Annotated in this window: 19 protein-coding genes and 1 riboswitch; of the genes, 11 read left to right on the plus strand and 8 right to left on the minus strand. The window is 67.9% G+C overall.

Annotated elements, in window-relative coordinates; all coding sequences use genetic code 11:
• The first annotated feature begins 67 nt into the window (after positions 1–67).
• Positions 68–182: riboswitch (SAM riboswitch) on the plus strand.
• A gap of 40 nt (positions 183–222) precedes the next feature.
• Positions 223–1,536, plus strand: coding sequence for an aminotransferase class V-fold PLP-dependent enzyme (locus OHS03_RS30060; protein WP_328658711.1), 1,314 nt, complete (start codon positions 223–225; stop codon positions 1,534–1,536).
• A gap of 180 nt (positions 1,537–1,716) precedes the next feature.
• On the opposite strand, the gene OHS03_RS30065 is transcribed toward OHS03_RS30060, so the two are convergent.
• Positions 1,717–1,974 carry a hypothetical protein gene (locus OHS03_RS30065; protein ID WP_328664537.1) on the minus strand — a complete coding sequence of 86 codons (258 nt, stop codon included), beginning with the start codon at positions 1,972–1,974 and terminating at the stop codon, positions 1,717–1,719.
• A 28-nt stretch (positions 1,975–2,002) separates the two neighbouring features.
• Between OHS03_RS30065 and OHS03_RS30070 the strand changes: the two genes are divergently transcribed.
• Positions 2,003–2,245 carry an excalibur calcium-binding domain-containing protein gene (locus tag OHS03_RS30070; protein WP_328664478.1) on the plus strand — a complete coding sequence of 81 codons (243 nt, stop codon included), beginning with the start codon at positions 2,003–2,005 and terminating at the stop codon, positions 2,243–2,245.
• A gap of 8 nt (positions 2,246–2,253) precedes the next feature.
• On the opposite strand, the gene OHS03_RS30075 is transcribed toward OHS03_RS30070, so the two are convergent.
• The 4 genes from OHS03_RS30075 to OHS03_RS30090 form a co-directional block, all read right to left on the minus strand.
• Positions 2,254–2,493: a hypothetical protein gene (locus OHS03_RS30075; RefSeq protein ID WP_328658713.1), complete on the minus strand. Its 240-nt coding sequence runs from the start codon at positions 2,491–2,493 to the stop codon at positions 2,254–2,256.
• A 38-nt stretch (positions 2,494–2,531) separates the two neighbouring features.
• The gene (locus OHS03_RS30080) at positions 2,532–3,167 is read right to left on the minus strand and encodes a Uma2 family endonuclease (RefSeq protein ID WP_328658714.1); all 636 of its coding nucleotides are present in this window, start codon (positions 3,165–3,167) and stop codon (positions 2,532–2,534) included.
• Positions 3,168–3,209: 42 nt separating this feature from the next.
• Complete coding sequence (locus tag OHS03_RS30085; RefSeq protein ID WP_235569731.1) at positions 3,210–3,677, minus strand: flavin reductase family protein; 468 nt, start codon at positions 3,675–3,677, stop codon at positions 3,210–3,212.
• Between the two features lie 172 nt (positions 3,678–3,849).
• Positions 3,850–4,326 (minus strand): YbaK/EbsC family protein, encoded by a 477-nt coding sequence (locus OHS03_RS30090; protein ID WP_062991399.1) that lies wholly within the window; start codon positions 4,324–4,326, stop codon positions 3,850–3,852.
• Between the two features lie 243 nt (positions 4,327–4,569).
• Between OHS03_RS30090 and OHS03_RS30095 the strand changes: the two genes are divergently transcribed.
• From OHS03_RS30095 to OHS03_RS30115, 5 genes are all read left to right on the plus strand, one after another.
• Positions 4,570–5,391, plus strand: coding sequence for a crotonase/enoyl-CoA hydratase family protein (locus OHS03_RS30095; RefSeq protein ID WP_328658716.1), 822 nt, complete (start codon positions 4,570–4,572; stop codon positions 5,389–5,391).
• Between the two features lie 88 nt (positions 5,392–5,479).
• Positions 5,480–5,971 (plus strand): MarR family winged helix-turn-helix transcriptional regulator, encoded by a 492-nt coding sequence (locus OHS03_RS30100; RefSeq protein ID WP_328658720.1) that lies wholly within the window; start codon positions 5,480–5,482, stop codon positions 5,969–5,971.
• A gap of 5 nt (positions 5,972–5,976) precedes the next feature.
• Complete coding sequence (locus tag OHS03_RS30105; RefSeq protein ID WP_328664480.1) at positions 5,977–7,740, plus strand: MDR family MFS transporter; 1,764 nt, start codon at positions 5,977–5,979, stop codon at positions 7,738–7,740.
• Between the two features lie 7 nt (positions 7,741–7,747).
• Positions 7,748–8,998 (plus strand): sensor histidine kinase, encoded by a 1,251-nt coding sequence (locus OHS03_RS30110; RefSeq protein ID WP_328658721.1) that lies wholly within the window; start codon positions 7,748–7,750, stop codon positions 8,996–8,998.
• Positions 8,986–9,645 (plus strand): response regulator transcription factor, encoded by a 660-nt coding sequence (locus tag OHS03_RS30115; RefSeq protein WP_062991392.1) that lies wholly within the window; start codon positions 8,986–8,988, stop codon positions 9,643–9,645. Before OHS03_RS30110 ends, OHS03_RS30115 begins: the two co-directional genes overlap by 13 nt.
• Here OHS03_RS30115 and OHS03_RS30120 read toward each other — a convergent pair.
• Complete coding sequence (locus tag OHS03_RS30120) at positions 9,615–11,123, minus strand: alpha/beta hydrolase (protein WP_328658723.1); 1,509 nt, start codon at positions 11,121–11,123, stop codon at positions 9,615–9,617. The two genes, OHS03_RS30115 and OHS03_RS30120, sit on opposite strands and share 31 nt — an antisense overlap.
• Entirely contained in the window at positions 11,120–12,307 is a 1,188-nt protein-coding gene (locus tag OHS03_RS30125; protein WP_328658725.1) for a serine hydrolase domain-containing protein, read from the minus strand. Before OHS03_RS30125 ends, OHS03_RS30120 begins: the two co-directional genes overlap by 4 nt.
• A 200-nt stretch (positions 12,308–12,507) precedes the next feature.
• On the opposite strand from OHS03_RS30125, the gene OHS03_RS30130 reads away from it, so the two are divergent.
• Positions 12,508–12,735: a hypothetical protein gene (locus OHS03_RS30130; RefSeq protein WP_056819071.1), complete on the plus strand. Its 228-nt coding sequence runs from the start codon at positions 12,508–12,510 to the stop codon at positions 12,733–12,735.
• A 59-nt stretch (positions 12,736–12,794) separates the two neighbouring features.
• Here the strand turns inward: OHS03_RS30130 and OHS03_RS30135 are convergent, their stop codons facing one another.
• Complete coding sequence (locus OHS03_RS30135; protein ID WP_056819069.1) at positions 12,795–13,283, minus strand: inorganic diphosphatase; 489 nt, start codon at positions 13,281–13,283, stop codon at positions 12,795–12,797.
• 163 nt (positions 13,284–13,446) lie between these two features.
• Between OHS03_RS30135 and dacB the strand changes: the two genes are divergently transcribed.
• From dacB to tilS, 3 genes are read left to right on the plus strand one after another with little or no spacing between them, the layout of a single operon-like run.
• Positions 13,447–14,904 (plus strand): D-alanyl-D-alanine carboxypeptidase/D-alanyl-D-alanine endopeptidase, encoded by a 1,458-nt coding sequence (gene dacB, locus OHS03_RS30140; protein WP_328658726.1) that lies wholly within the window; start codon positions 13,447–13,449, stop codon positions 14,902–14,904.
• A 14-nt stretch (positions 14,905–14,918) separates the two neighbouring features.
• Positions 14,919–15,980 carry an Rv3626c family coenzyme F420 biosynthesis-associated protein gene (locus OHS03_RS30145; protein WP_056819065.1) on the plus strand — a complete coding sequence of 354 codons (1,062 nt, stop codon included), beginning with the start codon at positions 14,919–14,921 and terminating at the stop codon, positions 15,978–15,980.
• Entirely contained in the window at positions 15,981–16,997 is a 1,017-nt protein-coding gene (gene tilS / locus OHS03_RS30150; protein WP_328658728.1) for a tRNA lysidine(34) synthetase TilS, read from the plus strand.

A 16,997-nucleotide genomic window follows, 5' to 3' on the forward strand; every position in this document is an offset into this window, starting at 1 on the left:
GCGACTCGGAGCGCGGTCGGCGAAAGGTGGTTGACAGGTCCGGCGGTCGTCTGTCACTCTCGTTTCAGGTCACGAGTACCAGCGTTCAGCCCCGGCTTGCTGGTCGGCAACCCTCCTCCGCGGTGGGGTGCTCCGGGTGACGACCAGGCTGACGTCCGAATTGGGCGCGGCAAGCGCGGGCCACCTCTCTGGAGCGGGTCCCTGAGCCGACGGGATTTCGTCATGACTGCTGTAATCGACCCCACCTGTGCCATCGCCGCCGTTTCCGGTGCCGACCTGCAGGTTCCGCTCGTTCAAGGCGGCACCAGCTCCTACGCCAACTTCGACTACGCCGCGAGTGCGCCGGCATTGAAGCAGGTCACCGACCGGATTTCGCAGTTGCTGCCGTACTACGCCAGCGTGCACCGGGGTGCGGGCTACGCCTCGCGGATCTCGACCGAGTGCTACGAGGCTTCCCGTGGCGCGGTCGCCCGGTTCCTCGACGCCGACGACGACCAGGTCGTCGTGTTCACCCGCAACACCACCGATTCGCTGAACCTGCTGGCCGGATGCGTGCCCGGGGAGACCGTGGTGCTCGATATCGAGCACCACGCCAACTTCCTGCCGTGGACCGCGCACGGTCGCCGGGTGGTACGGGCCGCCGCCACCGTCGAGGAGACGATTCAGCGAGTCGTCGCCGAGCTGTGCAGCAAGCCCGCCGCGCTGCTCGCGGTGACCGGGGCATCCAATGTCACCGGTGAGGTACTGCCGCTGGAGCGCCTCGCGACCATCGCCCACCTGTGCGGTGCGCGCATCCTCGTCGATGCCGCGCAGCTGGCTCCACATCGACGGATCTCCTTGCGCGAGAGCGGGATCGACTATCTCGCGTTCTCCGGGCACAAGCTGTACGCCCCGTTCGGTTCGGGCGTGCTCGTCGGCCGACGCGACTGGCTGGACCAGGGTGAGCCCTACCTGGCGGGCGGCGGTGCGGTGCGCAATGTCGGTGTGTCGGAGGTCGAATGGGCTTGCGCGCCGCAGCGGCACGAGGCCGGTTCGCCGAATGTGTTGGGCGCGGCCGCTATCGCCGCCGCGTGCGACGCACTCGCCGCGATCGACTCCACTGAACTCGTTGCCCACGAACGCTTTCTGGCGGACCGTCTTCGTGACGGTTTGTCCGCGATCGCAGGCGTCGACCTGGTCACCATCTGGTCCGACAGCCCCGACTGTGTCGGCATCGTCGCCTTCACCGTCGCCGACCACGCCCCCGGTAAGGTCGCCTCCTACCTCTCCGCAGAACACGCCATCGGCGTACGCGACGGCCGTTTCTGCGCCCACCCGCTGCTCACCAGCCTCGGCCTCGACGCGGCCCTCCGTGCCAGCATCGGCCTCGGAACCACCGCCGCCGACGTCGACCGCCTGATCGGCGCGGTCGCTACCTTGGTCACCAACGGGCCCACCTGGGAATACGCCGCCACCGACGGCCACTGGAACCCCACCCCCGAAACCCGCCCCCTCACCGCTTCCCTCGACGGCGCGGCCCCCTGCCTGATCGGCTGAATCGCAGGCAGGGCTAGACCACCCCGAATGTCGGCCGCTGAGAGCTGTTCTCGGCGGCCGATACCCTCCGAAAAATTGCAGGTTTGATGTGTTCCCAGCTGGGTAACGCATGTCGAACCGGTCGCGATGAAGCCCCCGAGATCGCCCGATAATCGAAGGGGACACAGTGACTCGACCGATTCAGCCGCCCGATCCGTGGGCGCGTCCGCCCAGGCAGTCCGAGAAGAAGCGGCGTTGGCCGTTGGTGGCGGGAATCGGAGTTGTCGGCGTACTCGGTCTTTCGGTGGTCGCCGGTCTCAACGACGGCGAGCCGACCGCACGGACATCCCCGACCTCCACCACTCGCGTAGTCGAATCATCAACGACGACAAAGGCTTCGACAACTACCCCGGCACCGACCACCATCGCGTCGAGCGCGCTGACACTCGCGCCGACCACGACGGTTGATCTACCAGTGGCTCCTGCTGTGCCGACTACGACTGTCGCGGCACCTCCGCCGCCTGTCGTTGTCCCTGCGCCGACTACAACAGTCGACATCCCCGCGCCGCGAATCGCGGCGGTACCGGAGCCGGAAGCGCCCGCGCCTGCCAGCGCCTATTACAAGAACTGTGCCGCCGCCAAAGCCGCAGGCGCGGCCCCGCTCCACACGGGCGACCCCGGCTATCGCTCCGGTTTGGATCGAGACGGCGATGGCGTGGCCTGCGAATAGGCGCCCCGTCACGTATTTATCGAGTGGATCACGTCATCGACGCGGACGTGTCGGGAGATCTCATCCGAGAAGGTGAACGAGAGTTCGCCTCTCGGGGAGCGATGGATTTCGAACGCTCGAAGGACTCCTCGAGCGATGACCTCGCCCGCCCGCCGGAGCTCGACAGCGCTGCCGACGTCGAAATTGCCGATCGCGTGGCCGACGACAAACGGGTCCGGTCTGAAGCTGACCGGGAAGATGCCGGTCACCCGAAACTCACTCATGAAGACAAGTTTCCGATCAGGTATCAGTCGAGATCCGCATCGAGGGCGTCCCAGGTGATAGTGACGTCGAGCGGATCGGTGATCGCGATCGCGGTGGGGCTGTGGGATCGGAAGCGGGTTTCGGTGGAGACGTAGACGGCTGCGGTGTTGAGACGGAGGATTTCGATGGACTTCACGCGGCCGTCGTTGTTCTCCATGCGGACGATCCAGTACTGCTCGATTCCCAGGCGGGCGTATTCGGCTCGCTTGTCCACGCAATCGGCGGTAACCGTCGCCGGTGATACCACTTCGACGACCAGCAGGGTGTCTCCTGCTGTCGGCTTGGTTTTCCACTTGTCGCGGTGGTCTTCGACGCAGCGGTACACAATGGCGTCGGGGCGACGGAAGTTGAAGGGGACCTCGGAGACCAGCATGTCCAGTTCGCCGCCGGCCTTCAGGCATGGTTGCCCGGTGGCGCGTTTCCGGATGGCTTCCCGGAGGGACTGTTCGATCACGTCGGCGATGGCGATGTGATTCGGCGAAGGTGAGTCACAGTGCACCAGCAGGCCGTCTTTGACCTCGATCACCCGAGAGAGGTCTTCCGGCAGCGCCAAGTACGTGTCCAGGTCGATGGCCGGAACACCGGCGCGCAACCACGACCAGTCGTATGCCTCGCTCACCGGACCAACACTAGCTGTCGCAGGCTGAGGTAGACGCTCTGATCAGGTGTCGAGTGGGGTGGGGCGGTGGTATTTGCCGTTGTAGTACAGCAGCGGTGCTGCTGAGGGTGACTCTTCGGTTTGGTCGTGGACTCGGGTTACCAGGCCGACGGCGAGGGTGTGGTCGCCCAGGTCGATGAGTTTGTGCAGGGTGGTGCGCAGCCAGATGGGGGTGCCGTGCAGGACTGGTTCACCGGTGTCGAGGGTGGTCCAGAGGGCGCGGTCGGAGAAGCGGTCGGCTGCGGTGCGGGAGAAGCGGTGGGCCAGGTGTTGTTGGTGTTCGCCGAGGAAATGGATCACCACCGAGTCCGCGGCTCGCAACGCGTCGATGCTCGATGACGTGTGCGCGATGTTGAACGACACCAGGGGCGGTTCCAGTGACAGCGAGGCGAACGAGGTGGCCGTGAAACCCACCGGTCCACTCTCGGCCCCGAGCGTCACCACTGTGACGCCGGCCGGATAGTGCCGCATAGAGCCTCGATATTGATCGGCCGTTATCCCGCTCAGATCATCGGGAACCACCAGTCCGGCCTCAGAAGGTTGCACATCGCCCACCGCCCCCAACTTACGCCCGCCCACCCTGCACCCTCACGTCCACTGTGTCCGTTTGATCCAACTCGCCGGTCGGGATCAGAACCCGAATTCAGTCGATGTCGATCGGCAGGCCCGCTGTGATGCGGACCAGTTCGCGGAAGTTGGTGCGGAACACGGTGTTCGGGTGGCCTCCCGCTGCCCAGACTTCGGGGTGGGCGGCCAGGGCGGTGTCTACCCAGGTGGGGAGGTTGGTGGGGTGGCCGAGGGGGGCAGTGCCGTCGATGGGTTGGCCGGTGATGCGTTCGACCAGGGCCGTGGGGGCGGGGGTGAGGGTGCCTTCGAGGCGTTTGCCGGTGCGGACGAGGTCGACGTGGTGGTGGTCGGCTACCAGCAGCAGGACCGGGTCGTCGTCGAGGAGGAAGACCTGGGCGGTGATGATCGCGGTGGGATGGACGCCCATGGCGCGGGCGGCCTCGGCCGCGGTGAGCGACGGCGTCTCGGGGCAGACGATGACGCCGTGGTGCCCGCGGGCGATGAGAGTTTCCGCGACCCGGCATGCGACCGGCGGCAATGACGACCTGCGCATACACCCAGAGTAGGTCGATTGCGGGAAATGCGCTGTGTTACTTGGAGTTCTGGCGAACTCGAGTTCGCGGCCCTGCCGGTCCCGTCGATCAGGCACCATTGCTTGCTCCTTCGTCGCCTACGCAACGGCGCCTGATCGACGGGACGGCCGCGAACCCGGCCGCTGCGCGTCCGGCCCCTCCCTGAGGGTCGGGGGGTCGGGGCTGAGTGGGCGGCATGTTGGCGTGGTGGCAATAATCGGGGCATGAGTGAATGGAAGGCTTTTACCGTCGAGATCGCCGACAACGTTGCCCAGGTCACGTTGATCGGGCCGGGTAAGGGCAATGCGATGGGACCCGACTTCTGGCGTGAGCTGCCGGAGGTCTTCGCCGAGCTCGATGCCGATCCGCAGGTGCGGGCCGTGGTCGTCACGGGATCGGGCAAGCATTTCTCGTTCGGTCTCGACCTGGCTGCGACGGCGGGAACGCTGGCGCCGGTCCTGGCCGACGACGCGAAGGCAGGGCCGCGCACGGAGTTCCTCAAGGAGGTCCGCGGGATGCAGGCCGCGGTGACGGCGCTGGCCGAGTGCACCAAGCCGGTGATCGCGGCGGTGTCGGGTTGGTGCATCGGCGGTGGCCTCGATCTGATCGCCGCGGCCGATATCCGGCTGGCCAGCGAGGACGCCAAGTTCAGCCTGCGTGAGGCGAAGGTGGCGATCGTCGCCGACATCGGTTCGCTGCAGCGGCTGCCCGGCATCATCGGCGAGGGCAATCTGCGTGAGCTGGCCTTCACCGCCAAGGACATCGACGCGGCACGGGCCGAGCGGATGGGTCTGGTGAACGAGGTGTTCGCCGACCAGGAGGCCGTGCTGGCCGCCGCGCACGCGATGGCGCGCGAGATCGCGAGCAACCCGCCGCTGGTGGTGCAGGGCATCAAGGACGTGCTCGAGCAGCGGACCAGCCCTGCGGTGGCCGACGGCCTGCGGTATGTGTCGACGTGGAACGCGGCGTTCCTGCCGTCGAAGGACCTGCCGGAGGCGATTTCGGCGGTGTTCCAGAAGCGCGCGCCGGAGTTCAAGGGCGAGTAAAGGCAGTTCAAACGGTTGCCCCGGTGACCGTTCTGCCTACATACTTGCATCACACAACTAATTGATTGATGCAAGTAAAGGTAAAAGTGTGAGTGAGAGTGAGCCCGCGATCGACGCGATCGCTGTCCAGCTGGCGCGCCTGCACCGGCTGCGCGACCGGGCGATGGCCCAGATCAAGGACCGCTCGGGGATCGACCCGGCGGGCTTCATGGTGCTGTTCCGGCTGGTGTGTGACGGGCCGATGCGGTCGGGTGCGCTCGCCGAGGCGGTGCATTCGGACGCGTCGACCGTGAGCAGGCAGGTAGCGCAACTGGTGGAGCGTGGCCTGGTGGTCCGCACCGCCGACCCCGACGACGGGCGGGCCACCGTGCTGGAGGTGACCGATCACGGGCGCGAGACCGCCGATCGGATCCGGTCACGCCGCCGGAACTCCGTCGCCATCATCACCGAGGACTGGTCGGCCGACGATCGCGCGCTCTTCGCCGGACTGCTGACGCGGTTCGTCGAGGACTACGACGCGGCCCGCCCGGTCCTGCTGACCCAGCCGCCCGCACTGAGTACTACGGAGAACGTTTCGTGACGACAATCGCGGCCCCGGTGGAATCACCGGCAGGCTTCACCCATCGCCAAATCCTGACCATCCTGTCGGGCCTGATGCTCGGCATGCTGCTGGCCTCGCTCGATCAGACGATCGTGTCGACGTCGATTCGCACCATCGCCGACGATCTCGACGGCTATTCGCTGCAGGCCTGGGCCACCACGGCCTACCTGATCACCGCGACGATCAGCACTCCGCTCTACGGCAAGCTCTCGGACATGTTCGGCCGCAAGCCGTTCTTCCTGGCCGCGATCGGTCTGTTCATCGTCGGTTCGCTGCTGTGCACGCTGGCCACTTCGATGTATCAGCTGGCCGCGTTCCGCGCGTTCCAGGGTCTCGGCGCGGGCGGACTCATGTCGCTGGCGCTGGCCATCATGGGCGACATCATCGGACCTCGCGAGCGTGCCCGCTACCAGGGCTATTTCCTCGCGGTGTTCGGTATTTCGAGTGTGCTCGGCCCGGTGCTAGGCGGTCTGCTGGCCGGACAGGACACCATTCTCGGCATCACCGGCTGGCGCTGGGTGTTCCTGGTGAACGTGCCGTTGGGGCTGCTCGCCCTGGTGGTGGTGACCCGGGTGCTGCACCTGCCGCGCAAGCCACACGCCACCCATCGCATCGACTTCGCGGGCGCGGTGGTGCTCGCGGTCGGACTCGTTCCGCTGCTGATCGTGGCCGAGCAGGGTCGCGAATGGGGTTGGAGTAGTACCTCTTCGGTGGTCTGTTACGCGATCGGCGTGTTCGGCCTGATCGGGTTCGTGGCGGTCGAGAAGTACATGGGCGACGCGGCGCTGATCCCACTGCGGATCTTCGACAACGTGACGTTCGCCCTCGGCGTGGTGATCTCGTTCGTCGTCGGTGCGGCGATGTTCGGCGGCATGCTGCTGCTGCCGCAGTACCTGCAGGTGGTGCGCGGTGCCGGGCCGACCGAGGCAGGTCTGCAGATGCTGCCGATGGTGCTCGGGCTGATGACCGGTTCGATTCTCTCGGGCCGGCTGATCTCGAAGACCGGGCGCTACCGGGCCTTCCCGGTGATCGGCGCGACCATGCTGACGCTCGGGTTGTTCCTGCTGCATCTGCTCGACGCCGACAGCCCGCTGTGGCTGGCGATGCTGTTCATGGCGGCCACCGGCTTCGGCCTCGGCAACCTGATGCAGCCGCTGACCCTGGCTCTGCAGAACGCGTTGCCGCCCAAGGACATGGGCGTGTCGACCGCGTCGGCGACCTTCTTCCGTCAGATCGGCGGTACCCTCGGCGCCGCGGTGTTCCTGTCGATCCTGTTCTCGCTGCTCACCCCGAACATCACCGAGCAGATGCAGCAGTCGGCGGCTGATCCGACCTATCAGCAGGCTGTGATCGAGGGTGCGCAGAGCACGAACCCGGCCGACGCCGCCCTGGCGAAGGGCCTGCTCGCCCACGACACGTCGGCCGCGGGCAAGGTGCTGCAGGACAGCTCGATCATCCAGCAGCTCGACCCCGAACTGGCCAAGCCGTTCCAGGTGGGCTTCGCCGACTCGATGTCGACGGTGTTCCTCGTCGCGGCCGCGGTGGCCCTGATCGCACTGCTGCTCGTGCTGTTCTGGAAGGAAGTTCCGCTGCGCATGTCGGGCGGAATCCAGGCTGTCGGCGATGCCAAGGCCGCCGAAGGGGTTGGTGCGTTGATCGACACCGCCGCGCAGTCCAGTGCTCCCACCGAAGATCGGCATGGCCCACAGGCGGGTGGTCGCCCGGGGACAGGCGCGCCCCCGGCATGATCATCGGGTGAGTCGATTCGGCAGCGGCGGTGTAGTGCGACGGTTACGTCGGCTGCCCGCCGCTGTCGGCTATCTGGTGGTCGGTGGGCTGACCGGGGTCGCGTCGTTGTTCGCGGTGGTCGCGCTGGCGATCGTCGCGGCCGCGAGCCTGATCGGGATCGGCATTCCCGCGTGGCCGGAGGCGGTCAAACTGATCCGGCCACTGCTCGGTGTCGAGCGACGCAGGGCGGGCAAGCGGCTCGGCACGCCGATTGTGCCCGCCTATCAGCCGTTGACCGGCGACCTGCGTCATCAGCTCGCGACGCTGGCCGCCGATCCGGCGAATCGGCGTGATCTCGCCTGGCTGGTGCTGCACGCGATCGTCGGATTGCCGCTGGCCGCGCTGGCGGTGGCGCTGCCGTTGAGCGCGGTGCAGCATCTGGCCGTTTCGAGCTACTGGGGTGCGGGGGGCCGCGGTGCGGTATCGAGCGGCGGCATCGTCATCGATTCCTGGACCGCCGCCGTGGTGAGCGCGGTGATCGGCATCGTCTACGGCGCCCTCGCGCTGCGTGCGCCCGAGGCGGCGACCGCGCAGGCCCGGGTGGCGGCCGCGTTGCTCGCACCGGATGAGAACGCCCTGCTGGCCGATCGGGTCGCCGAACTGACCGCGACCAGGGCCGCCGCGTTGGACGCGCACGGTGCCGAACTGCGCCGCATCGAACGCGACCTGCACGACGGCGCCCAAGCCAGGATCGCGGCGGTGATCATGCAACTGGGGCTGGCCGAGCAATTGCGCGACCGTGATTCCGAGGCCGCCGATCGGATGGTGCGGACCGCCCAGGACACAGCTTCGGCGGCCCTGGCCGAACTCCGCGATGTGGTGCGCAGCGTCTATCCGCCGGTGCTCTCGGATCGGGGTCTGAACAGCGCCGTTTCCGCGCTGGCCGCCCGTAGTCCGATCCCGTGCGTACTCGAGACGAACGGCATCACCCGGCGGCCGATGGCGGTGGAGGCCGCCGCCTATTTCGTGATCGCCGAGGCGATCGCCAATGCGACCAAACACTCCGGCGCCGCCACGCTGTCGATCGAACTGGGCGGGCCGCCCGATCTGCTCACCGTCGAGATCCGCGACGACGGTGGGGGTGGAGCGCGGGTGACCGACGGCGGTGGCCTGGCCGGCATCCGGCGCAGGGCCGAGGCGCTCGACGGGCAGATGACGCTGAGCAGCCCCGCCGGTGGGCCTACTGTGGTGCGGGTGGAGTTGCCGTGCGGGTCGTGATCGCCGAGGACGACGCCCTCCTTCGGGAAGGCCTCGCCCTGCTGTTGAAGACGGCCGGAATCGACGTGGTCGCCGCCGTCGACAACGCCGATGATTTCCTTGCGATCGTCTGCGCCGACCGGCCGGACGCGGTGGTGGTGGACGTGCGGCTCCCGCCCACCTTCACCGATGACGGCCTGCGCGCCGCGGTACACGCCAGGACCGTCCACCCGGGGCTGCCGGTGCTCGTGCTGTCCTCCTATGTGGAGGACAGTTACGCCTCCGAACTGCTCGGAGACGGTGGCGGCGGCGTCGGGTACCTGCTCAAGGAACGGGTCGGCAAGGTCGACCGGTTCCTCGAATCACTGCACCGCGTCGCGGCCGGTGGCACCGCGATGGACCCGGAAGTGATCGCGCAACTCTTGGTGCGCCGCAAGGCCGACGATCCGCTGTCCACGCTGACCGCCCGCGAACGCGAAGTGCTCGCGCTGATGGCCGAAGGACAGGACAACTCCGCCATCGCGGCACGCCTCGTCGTCACCGAAGGCGCTGTGCTCAAACACATTCGCAGCATCTTCGCCAAGCTCGGGCTCGCCGCCGACGAATCGGGCCACCGCCGGGTCCTCGCCGTACTGGCCTACCTGGACTCGCGGCCCGGATCGTCCTGACAGATCAGGTCGGTGTCGGGCAGCGTGCCGTCGCGGAGATAGGTGTTGACCGTCGTGTCCACACAGGTGTTCGGATAATTGCCGTAGATCCAGTGCACCGCAACGTCTTCCAAGGTCACCATGCGTGAGCCCGTCATTGCCCGGTGCATGACCTGCGCGCCCGCATGGGTGGTGCGGGTGTCGTCGGTGGACTGGACGATCAGGCTCGGCACCGCATTGCCGATCACGGTCGGCCGCTCGACCGGGGGAGCCCAGAACGCGCACGGCGGGATGTTGTTCGCGAACGCGCCGAACAGTGGTTGATCGGCACGGCTCGCCTCGATATTGCGCCAGTACCAGGCCGGATCGCGCGGTACTTCCACATCGCCGCACAGGACGGCCAGCGCCGGTGAGTAGTCGCGTGGCTGCGCGGTGAGCATGAAGGCGAGTGAGGCGGCCAGCTCGGGTTCGGGCCGGACCTCCATGCCGTCGGCGGCGTCGGCGAGTTGCCGGATCTGGCGCGCCAGCAGCGGATAGTTGCGCGGATCGTCGAGCCCGCGGTAGAGCACCATCGGCAGGCTGTGTTCGTCGACGGTGAACTCTCCGATCCGGATCGGCACGTCGTTCGCGCGGCGGACCATGTTCTGCACGGTCTCTCTGACCGCGAAACGATCCGCGCCGAAACGGAACTCGGCGTTGTGCGTGGTCACCCAGTCGGCCCATCGGTCGAACGCCGCCTCGTTGACCGGGCCCATGGCGCGGATCATTCCGACCGATCCGTAGTGCTCGGGGTCGACGGCACTGTCGAGGACGAACCGGTCGCTGCGCTCGGGAAACAGCTGGGCGAAGACCGCGCCGAGGTAGGTGCCGTAGGAGGTGCCGAAGTAGCTGATCCGGTCTTCGCCGAGGGCTGCGCGGATGACGTCCATATCGCGGGCGGTGTTGCGCGTGGTGATGTGGTTGAGCCGAGGCCCCTCATTCGCCACGCACAGTGCGGCGAGTTCGGCTTGCTGGGCAACGCTTTCGGCGAAACCGACACCGTCGAGACCGGCGGACTCCAGCCCGAACCCGTGCTGCCAGCGGCAGTTCACCGGAGTGGAGCGGCCGATGCCGCGCGGATCCATGCCGATCAGGTCGTAGCGGTCACGGACGTCAGAGCTCATCGCCTCGCGCACGTCGATCATGAAGTCGAGACCGGGGGCGCCGGGGCCGCCCGGATCGGACAGCAGCACGCCGCGACGTTTCGCCGGGTCCGTGGCGGGGAGCCGGGAGATGGCCACGGTCATCGTTTCCGCCTGTGGCGCCGAGTAATCCACCGGCACGGTCACCTCCGCGCATTGGGCACCCGCCGGATCGAGGCGCGGATCATCGCAGGGCTGCCAGGTCAGCGACTGCTGGCGGAAGCGTTCGAGCGGGTCGATATCGGCCGATGCCGTTGTAGCGCCGAGTAATCCGGCGGCGATCGCGGAAACCGCGACGGCCATGATCGCGCGTCTCACGAGGCGCACACCACGGTGTCGAAGGCCCGCTCGACAACCTCTGCCTGCTCCTTGCTGCTCGGCAGCTCGTTCACGGTGATGGTTATCGCGACGCCGTCGGCGGTGACGCCGGTACGGGTGTCGAAACCGGGGATGCTGCCGCCGTGGGCGACGGTCTTCCTACCGCACGAGGTGGTCTGCTCGACCAGGCCCAAACCGTAACCAGCCGAGGGCATTCGATCGAACGGCACCGTCTGGCGCATCTGTTCCAGTTGCGCCGCGGGCAGCAGCTTGCCGTCCAGCAGGGCGAGGAAGAAGCGGTTCAGATCCGAGCCGGTGGCGATCATCGCACCCGCGGTATCGCCCCAGGAGGGATCGAAATCGGTGAAATCGATACGGGTGCCGTCGATTTTCTGGTAGCCGCGCGGGTGTGGTGCGCGCAGACCGATGTCGCCCGCAGCGGGAAAGTAGGTGTCGCGCAAGCCGAGTGGCTCGATGATCCTGGTGCTGATCTCGGTGGCGGCGGGGCGGCCGGTGACCTGCTCGATCAGCATGCCGAGCAGGATGTAGTTGGTGTTGGTGTAGACCGAGCGGGCGCCGGGTTCGTACTGCGGCGGCATCGTCATCGCGATGCCGACCAGCTCGGCAGGCGAGAAGTGGCGCAGGCGGATGACCTCCGGGTCGGGTGCGATCTGCTGCGTGCCGGGGGCGGCGCGCAGGTTGGGATCGCCACCGGCCAGGTAGTCCGGTAGACCGCTGGTGTGCTGGAGCAGTTGGCGCACGGTGATCCGAGCGCCGTCATTGCCGCTGCCTCGGACGACACCGGGTAGGTACCGCTCGACGGGACCGTCGAGGTCGACCTTGCCCTCGGCGACCAACTGCATGACCACGGTCGCGACGAAACTCTTGGTGTTGCTGCCGATTCGGACGTAGGCGTTGTCGGGAATCGGTGCGCCGGTGCCGATATCGCCGACCCCGGCGGTAATGGTCTGTTCGCCCGCCGCGTCGGTGATCACGGCCTGGGCGCCGGGGAATCCCGCCTGCACCACCGATTCGAGCGCCTGCCGGATCTCGGGACGATCGGGTTGCGCCGCGGTGGCGCTGTTCTCGGGCCCGCACGCTGTGACGGCGAGTAGTGCGAGCATTCCGGTTCCGGCCGCGAAGGCGCGCAGTGACTTACTCGAAAAAGTGGTGTTGAGCTGCATGATTCGAGCCTATGAACTGGCGGCGGCCGTGCCTATGCCGTGCGCGCCCGAATCGAAGGTGGTGCCAGCACTACCGATCCGAGGGTGGGGTAGGTGAAGCGACCAAGGGGAGAGCGAACCTACCCCTAGGGGTGGCTGTTCGAACCGCTGCGCCGCAATAACTTCGAGAAGTCGGAATTGCCCGCGTCAGGAGAAACAACATGCGCATCAAATCCACTATCGCCGCCGCTCTGCTGGCCGTCGCGACCGTCGCCGGGGTGTCGGCGGTCGGTGCGGGCAGTGCCGCCGCCGCGCCGTATGGGACCTATTACGGCACCTACTACGAGCTCTACCAGTGCCGCGCGGCCGGGGAGGATCCCTACACCGGCGGGTACTACTGGGAGTGCACGGAGACCTGGGACGGCTGGGATCTGTACATCTGGTACTGACACGAAAACGGGAAGTCCGAAAACTCTTCGGACTTCCCGTTTTTCGTAGGGCTATCGGCTCAGTGGCCGGATTCCTTCAGCCGGGTGAAGGACTCGTCGATGATCTTCTCGGCCTCGGCGCGGCCCAGCCACTCCGAACCCTCGACGTACTTGCCGGGCTCGAGATCCTTGTAGCGCTCGAAGAAGTGCTTGATCGCCGACAGTTCGAACTCCGAGACGTCGCCCAGGTCCTGGACGTGGTCCCAGCGCGGGTCGCCCGCGGGCACGCACAGCACCTTGTCGTCGCCGCCGGCCTCGTCGGTCATCCGGTACACGCCGACAGGGCGGGCCTCGACGATCACGCCGGGGAACACCGACTCGGGCAGCAGCACCAGCGCGTCGAGCGGGTCGCCGTCCTCGCCGAGGGTGTTCTCGATGAAACCGTAGTCGGCCGGGTAGCCCATGGAGGTGTACAGGTACCGGTCGAGCTTGACCCGGCCGCTCTCGTGATCGACCTCGTACTTGTTCCGAGAACCCTTGGGAATCTCGATGGTGACGTCGAACTCCACGCCATCTCCTTGTTCGTTCGGTGCTGGTCTGTGCCGAATCGCCAGATCGTTCTGGGGAACCGTTGCGCAACGAGGATAGTGTGGTGTGCTGGTACACCGGTGCGGCAGGCGGCTGTAGTCGCGCAGTCGAGGCGTGTCGGGCGGCGTTGAGGGAGACACGGGCGTGGTCGGTACAAGCGGCAGCAATCCGGGATCGCAGGTGCAGGGGCGCCGCGGGTCCCGCTGGATCTGGTTGTCGGCGGTGATCGTCGCGCTGTTGGTGATCGCGGGCGGTTTCGCGGCGATCGCACGGCCGTGGACGCCGGAATTCCGGCACGGCGGGCTCACGGTGGCGCCGCCGCCGGACACGGGTCAGGTGTTTCCCGAGGTTGCGCCCGCGCGATCGGACGCGCCCGCGCCGACGGCGGCGGGAATCGCCGCGGCGCTCGCGCCGGTGGTCGGGAACCCTGATCTCGGTGCGTTCGCGGGTCAGGTGACCGATCCGAGCAGCGGAGCGGTGCTGTGGAGTCAGGACCCGACCAAGGCGATGATTCCGTCGTCGACGGCGAAGATCATGCTGGTCGCGGCCGCGTTGCTGACGTTGCCCGATGATCAGCGGGTGGCCACGAAGGTGCTCGCCGGTGTGCCCGGCGAGCTGGTGCTGGTGGCCGGCGGGGATCCGACGCTGACCACCCGCGCCACCGGCGGTTACTACACCGACGGCGCGCGGATCTCGGATCTGGCCGCGCAGGTGCGGGCCGCGGGGACGCAGGCGAAGGCGATCGTGGTCGACACCTCCGCCTACACGGGGCCGACGATGGCTTCGGGCTGGGATCCGGTCGACATTCCGGAGGGGTCGATCGCGCCGATCGAACCGATCATGCTCGATGGGGGCCGGTTCGACCCTTCGGCCGACTATTCCCCGCGCACCGCGAACCCCGCGCTCGACGCGGGTCGGGCGCTGGCCGCCGAGCTCGGTATCGATCCCGGCGCCGTGCGGGTCGGTCCGGCCGCGCAGAGCGGGGTCCAGCTGGCGAAGGTCGAATCGGCGCCGCTGCGAGTTCGGCTGCACGACATGATGATTCATTCCGACAATGTGCTGGCTGAGACCATCGGACGTGAGCTGGCGGTGGCGTCGGGGCAGGCGGCGTCCTTCACCGGTGCTGTGGCGGCTACTTCGGCGGCCCTGACGGCGGCCGGGTTCGATGTCACCGGGTTGCATTTGGCCGACAACAGTGGACTTTCCGTGGATGACCGGGTGACGCCGAAGCTGCTCGATTCGATCATCGCCACCGCCGCCGAGCCGACCGGCGCCGCGGCAGTAGCGCCTGCCGGAACACAGGCCAAGCCCGAAAACGACCCGCGCGCAGCGGCTCTCGCGCCGATGCTGGACTACCTGCCCGTCGCGGGCGGCACCGGTACGCTCGCACCGCGCTTCGTCACCCAGAACCGGCAGGGCGCGGGGTGGGTGCGGGCCAAGACCGGAACTCTGAGTGTGGCCAGCGCGTTGGTCGGATATGTACTCGACCGCGACGGCCGGGTGCTCACCTTCGCACTCATGTCGAACGACCGGTTGCCGGAGCTCAGCAGGCCGGCGCTCGACGCGGTGGCGGGTGCCCTGCGCAACTGCGGATGCTCGTAGAGAACGGGTGGTTTATGACCGACAAGACCGAGCGCAAGAGTTCCAGCTTCAGCGGAGCGGTGGACTGGCCGTTGGCCGCGCGGACCGGGGCGCTGCTGGCGCCCTCCGGCCCGCGCGCGTCCAGGGCCACGGCCGAACAGGTCGTCGCCGAGTTGGCGTCGGCCTCGGTGCTGGCAGAACTGCCGGTCCGTGAGGTCAGTGGGTTGCTCGACGATCGGCCGGTACCGGAGGCGCGGATCGTCGACCGGCCGGGCTGGATCGCCGCGGCCGCCGATTCGATGGCGGTGCTCACCGGCACCGAATCCACGGACGGCGGCAAGTTCGTCGGGAAGCCCGCGGGCGTCCAGGCCGGGACCATGCTGGCGTTCCTGTCCACCGCGATTCTCGGGCAGTACGACCCGTTCACCGGCGAGGACGGCACATTGCTGCTGGTCGCGCCCAATATTCTCGGCGTCGAGCGGGCGCTGGGTGTCGATCCGAGCGACTTCCGGTTGTGGGTGTGCCTGCACGAGGTGACGCATCGGGTGCAGTTCTCGTCGGCGCCCTGGTTGGCCGGGTATATGCGCACCAACGTCGACATCTTGAGTGAGGTCGGCGAGGAACCGATGAGCGAGCTGCTCACCCGGTTGGTCGGCGAGGTGCGGTCGCGGCGCAACGGTGACAACGCCGACGATCCGAACAGCCGTGGCGTGGTCGGGCTGTTGCGTGCGGCCCAGGCGCCGCCGCAGCGCGAGGCGCTGGATCGGCTGTTGATGCTCGGCACGCTGCTCGAGGGGCACGCGGATCATGTGATGGACGCCGTCGGGCCCGCGGTGGTGCCCACTGTCGCCGATATCCGGGCGGCCTTCGATCGGCGCAGGCAGCGGCCGTCGAATCCGGTTCAGCGGCTGCTGCGGGCGCTGCTCGGGGTGGACGCGAAGGTCGCGCAGTACGTACGAGGCAAGAAGTTCGTCGACGCCGTGGTCGAACGGGTGGGGATCGCGGAGTTCAACACGGTGTGGACGAACGCGGACACACTGCCGTTGCTGGACGAGGTCGACGAGCCCGAGCGGTGGATTCGCCGGGTGCTGGGGTAGATGACGGAACCGGGCGGTATCCGGCTGCCGGAGACGGCGGCGGTGCTCGCTGTGCGGCGGGGGGTGCGGGAGTGGGTGGTCGCGCAGGGTGGCCGGCGGCCGGTGGTCGTCGGGTTGTCGGGCGGGGCCGATTCGCTGGCCTTGGTGGCCGCCGCTGTCGTCGAGGCCGGTGAAGTGACGGCCGTCGTGGTCGATCATCGGTTACAGGACGGTTCGGCGGAGGTCGCTGAGCGGGCCGCTGAGCGGGCGCGCGCGCTCGGGTGTGCGGCGGCGGTGGTCGTTCCGGTCGAGGTGGGGCGCGAGGGTGGCGTAGAGGCGGCCGCGCGCGCGGCTCGGTACGAGGCGCTGGAGTCGGTGCGGGCGGGGCGGCCGGTATTGCTCGGGCACACGCTCGATGATCAGGCCGAGACGGTGTTGCTCGGGCTGGCGCGCGGGTCCGGCGGGCGGTCGATTCAGGGGATGGTGGCGTGGAAACCCCCGTGGGGGCGGCCGTTGCTCGGGGTGCGGCGGGCCCAGACGGTGCGGATGTGTGCCGATCTGGGGATCGAAGCGTGGGACGACCCGCACAACGCGGACCTCAGATACACGCGAGTGCGAGTCCGCAACGAAGTGCTCCCGCTGCTCGAACAGGTGCTCGGTGGTGGCGTGGCCAAGGCGCTGGTTCGCACCGCCGATCAACTACGGGAGGACGGGGCGGTCCTCGATGTCTACGCCGACGAGCTGCTGCGGACGGCGCGCTCGCACGGCAGTGGCACCGGCGACAACGATCGACCCACTGTCTCGATCGAGATCCTGGCCACTGCGCCGCCCGCGCTGCGTCGCCGGGCCGTGCGCGCCTGGCTCGCCGATCAAGGCGTCACCGGGCTCATGAATGCCCATTTACAGGCGATCGACGAGTTGGTTAGCAATTGGCGCGGGCAGGGCGGGGTGGCCGTGGGAGGCGGGCCGAGGGGCCACAGGTTGGTCGTGACGCGCGAACATGGCACGCTGGCGGTGCGAGCACAGCCGCGCATTTGA

The organism is Nocardia salmonicida (assembly GCF_036142455.1).
GTDB classification, from domain to species: domain Bacteria; phylum Actinomycetota; class Actinomycetes; order Mycobacteriales; family Mycobacteriaceae; genus Nocardia; species Nocardia salmonicida.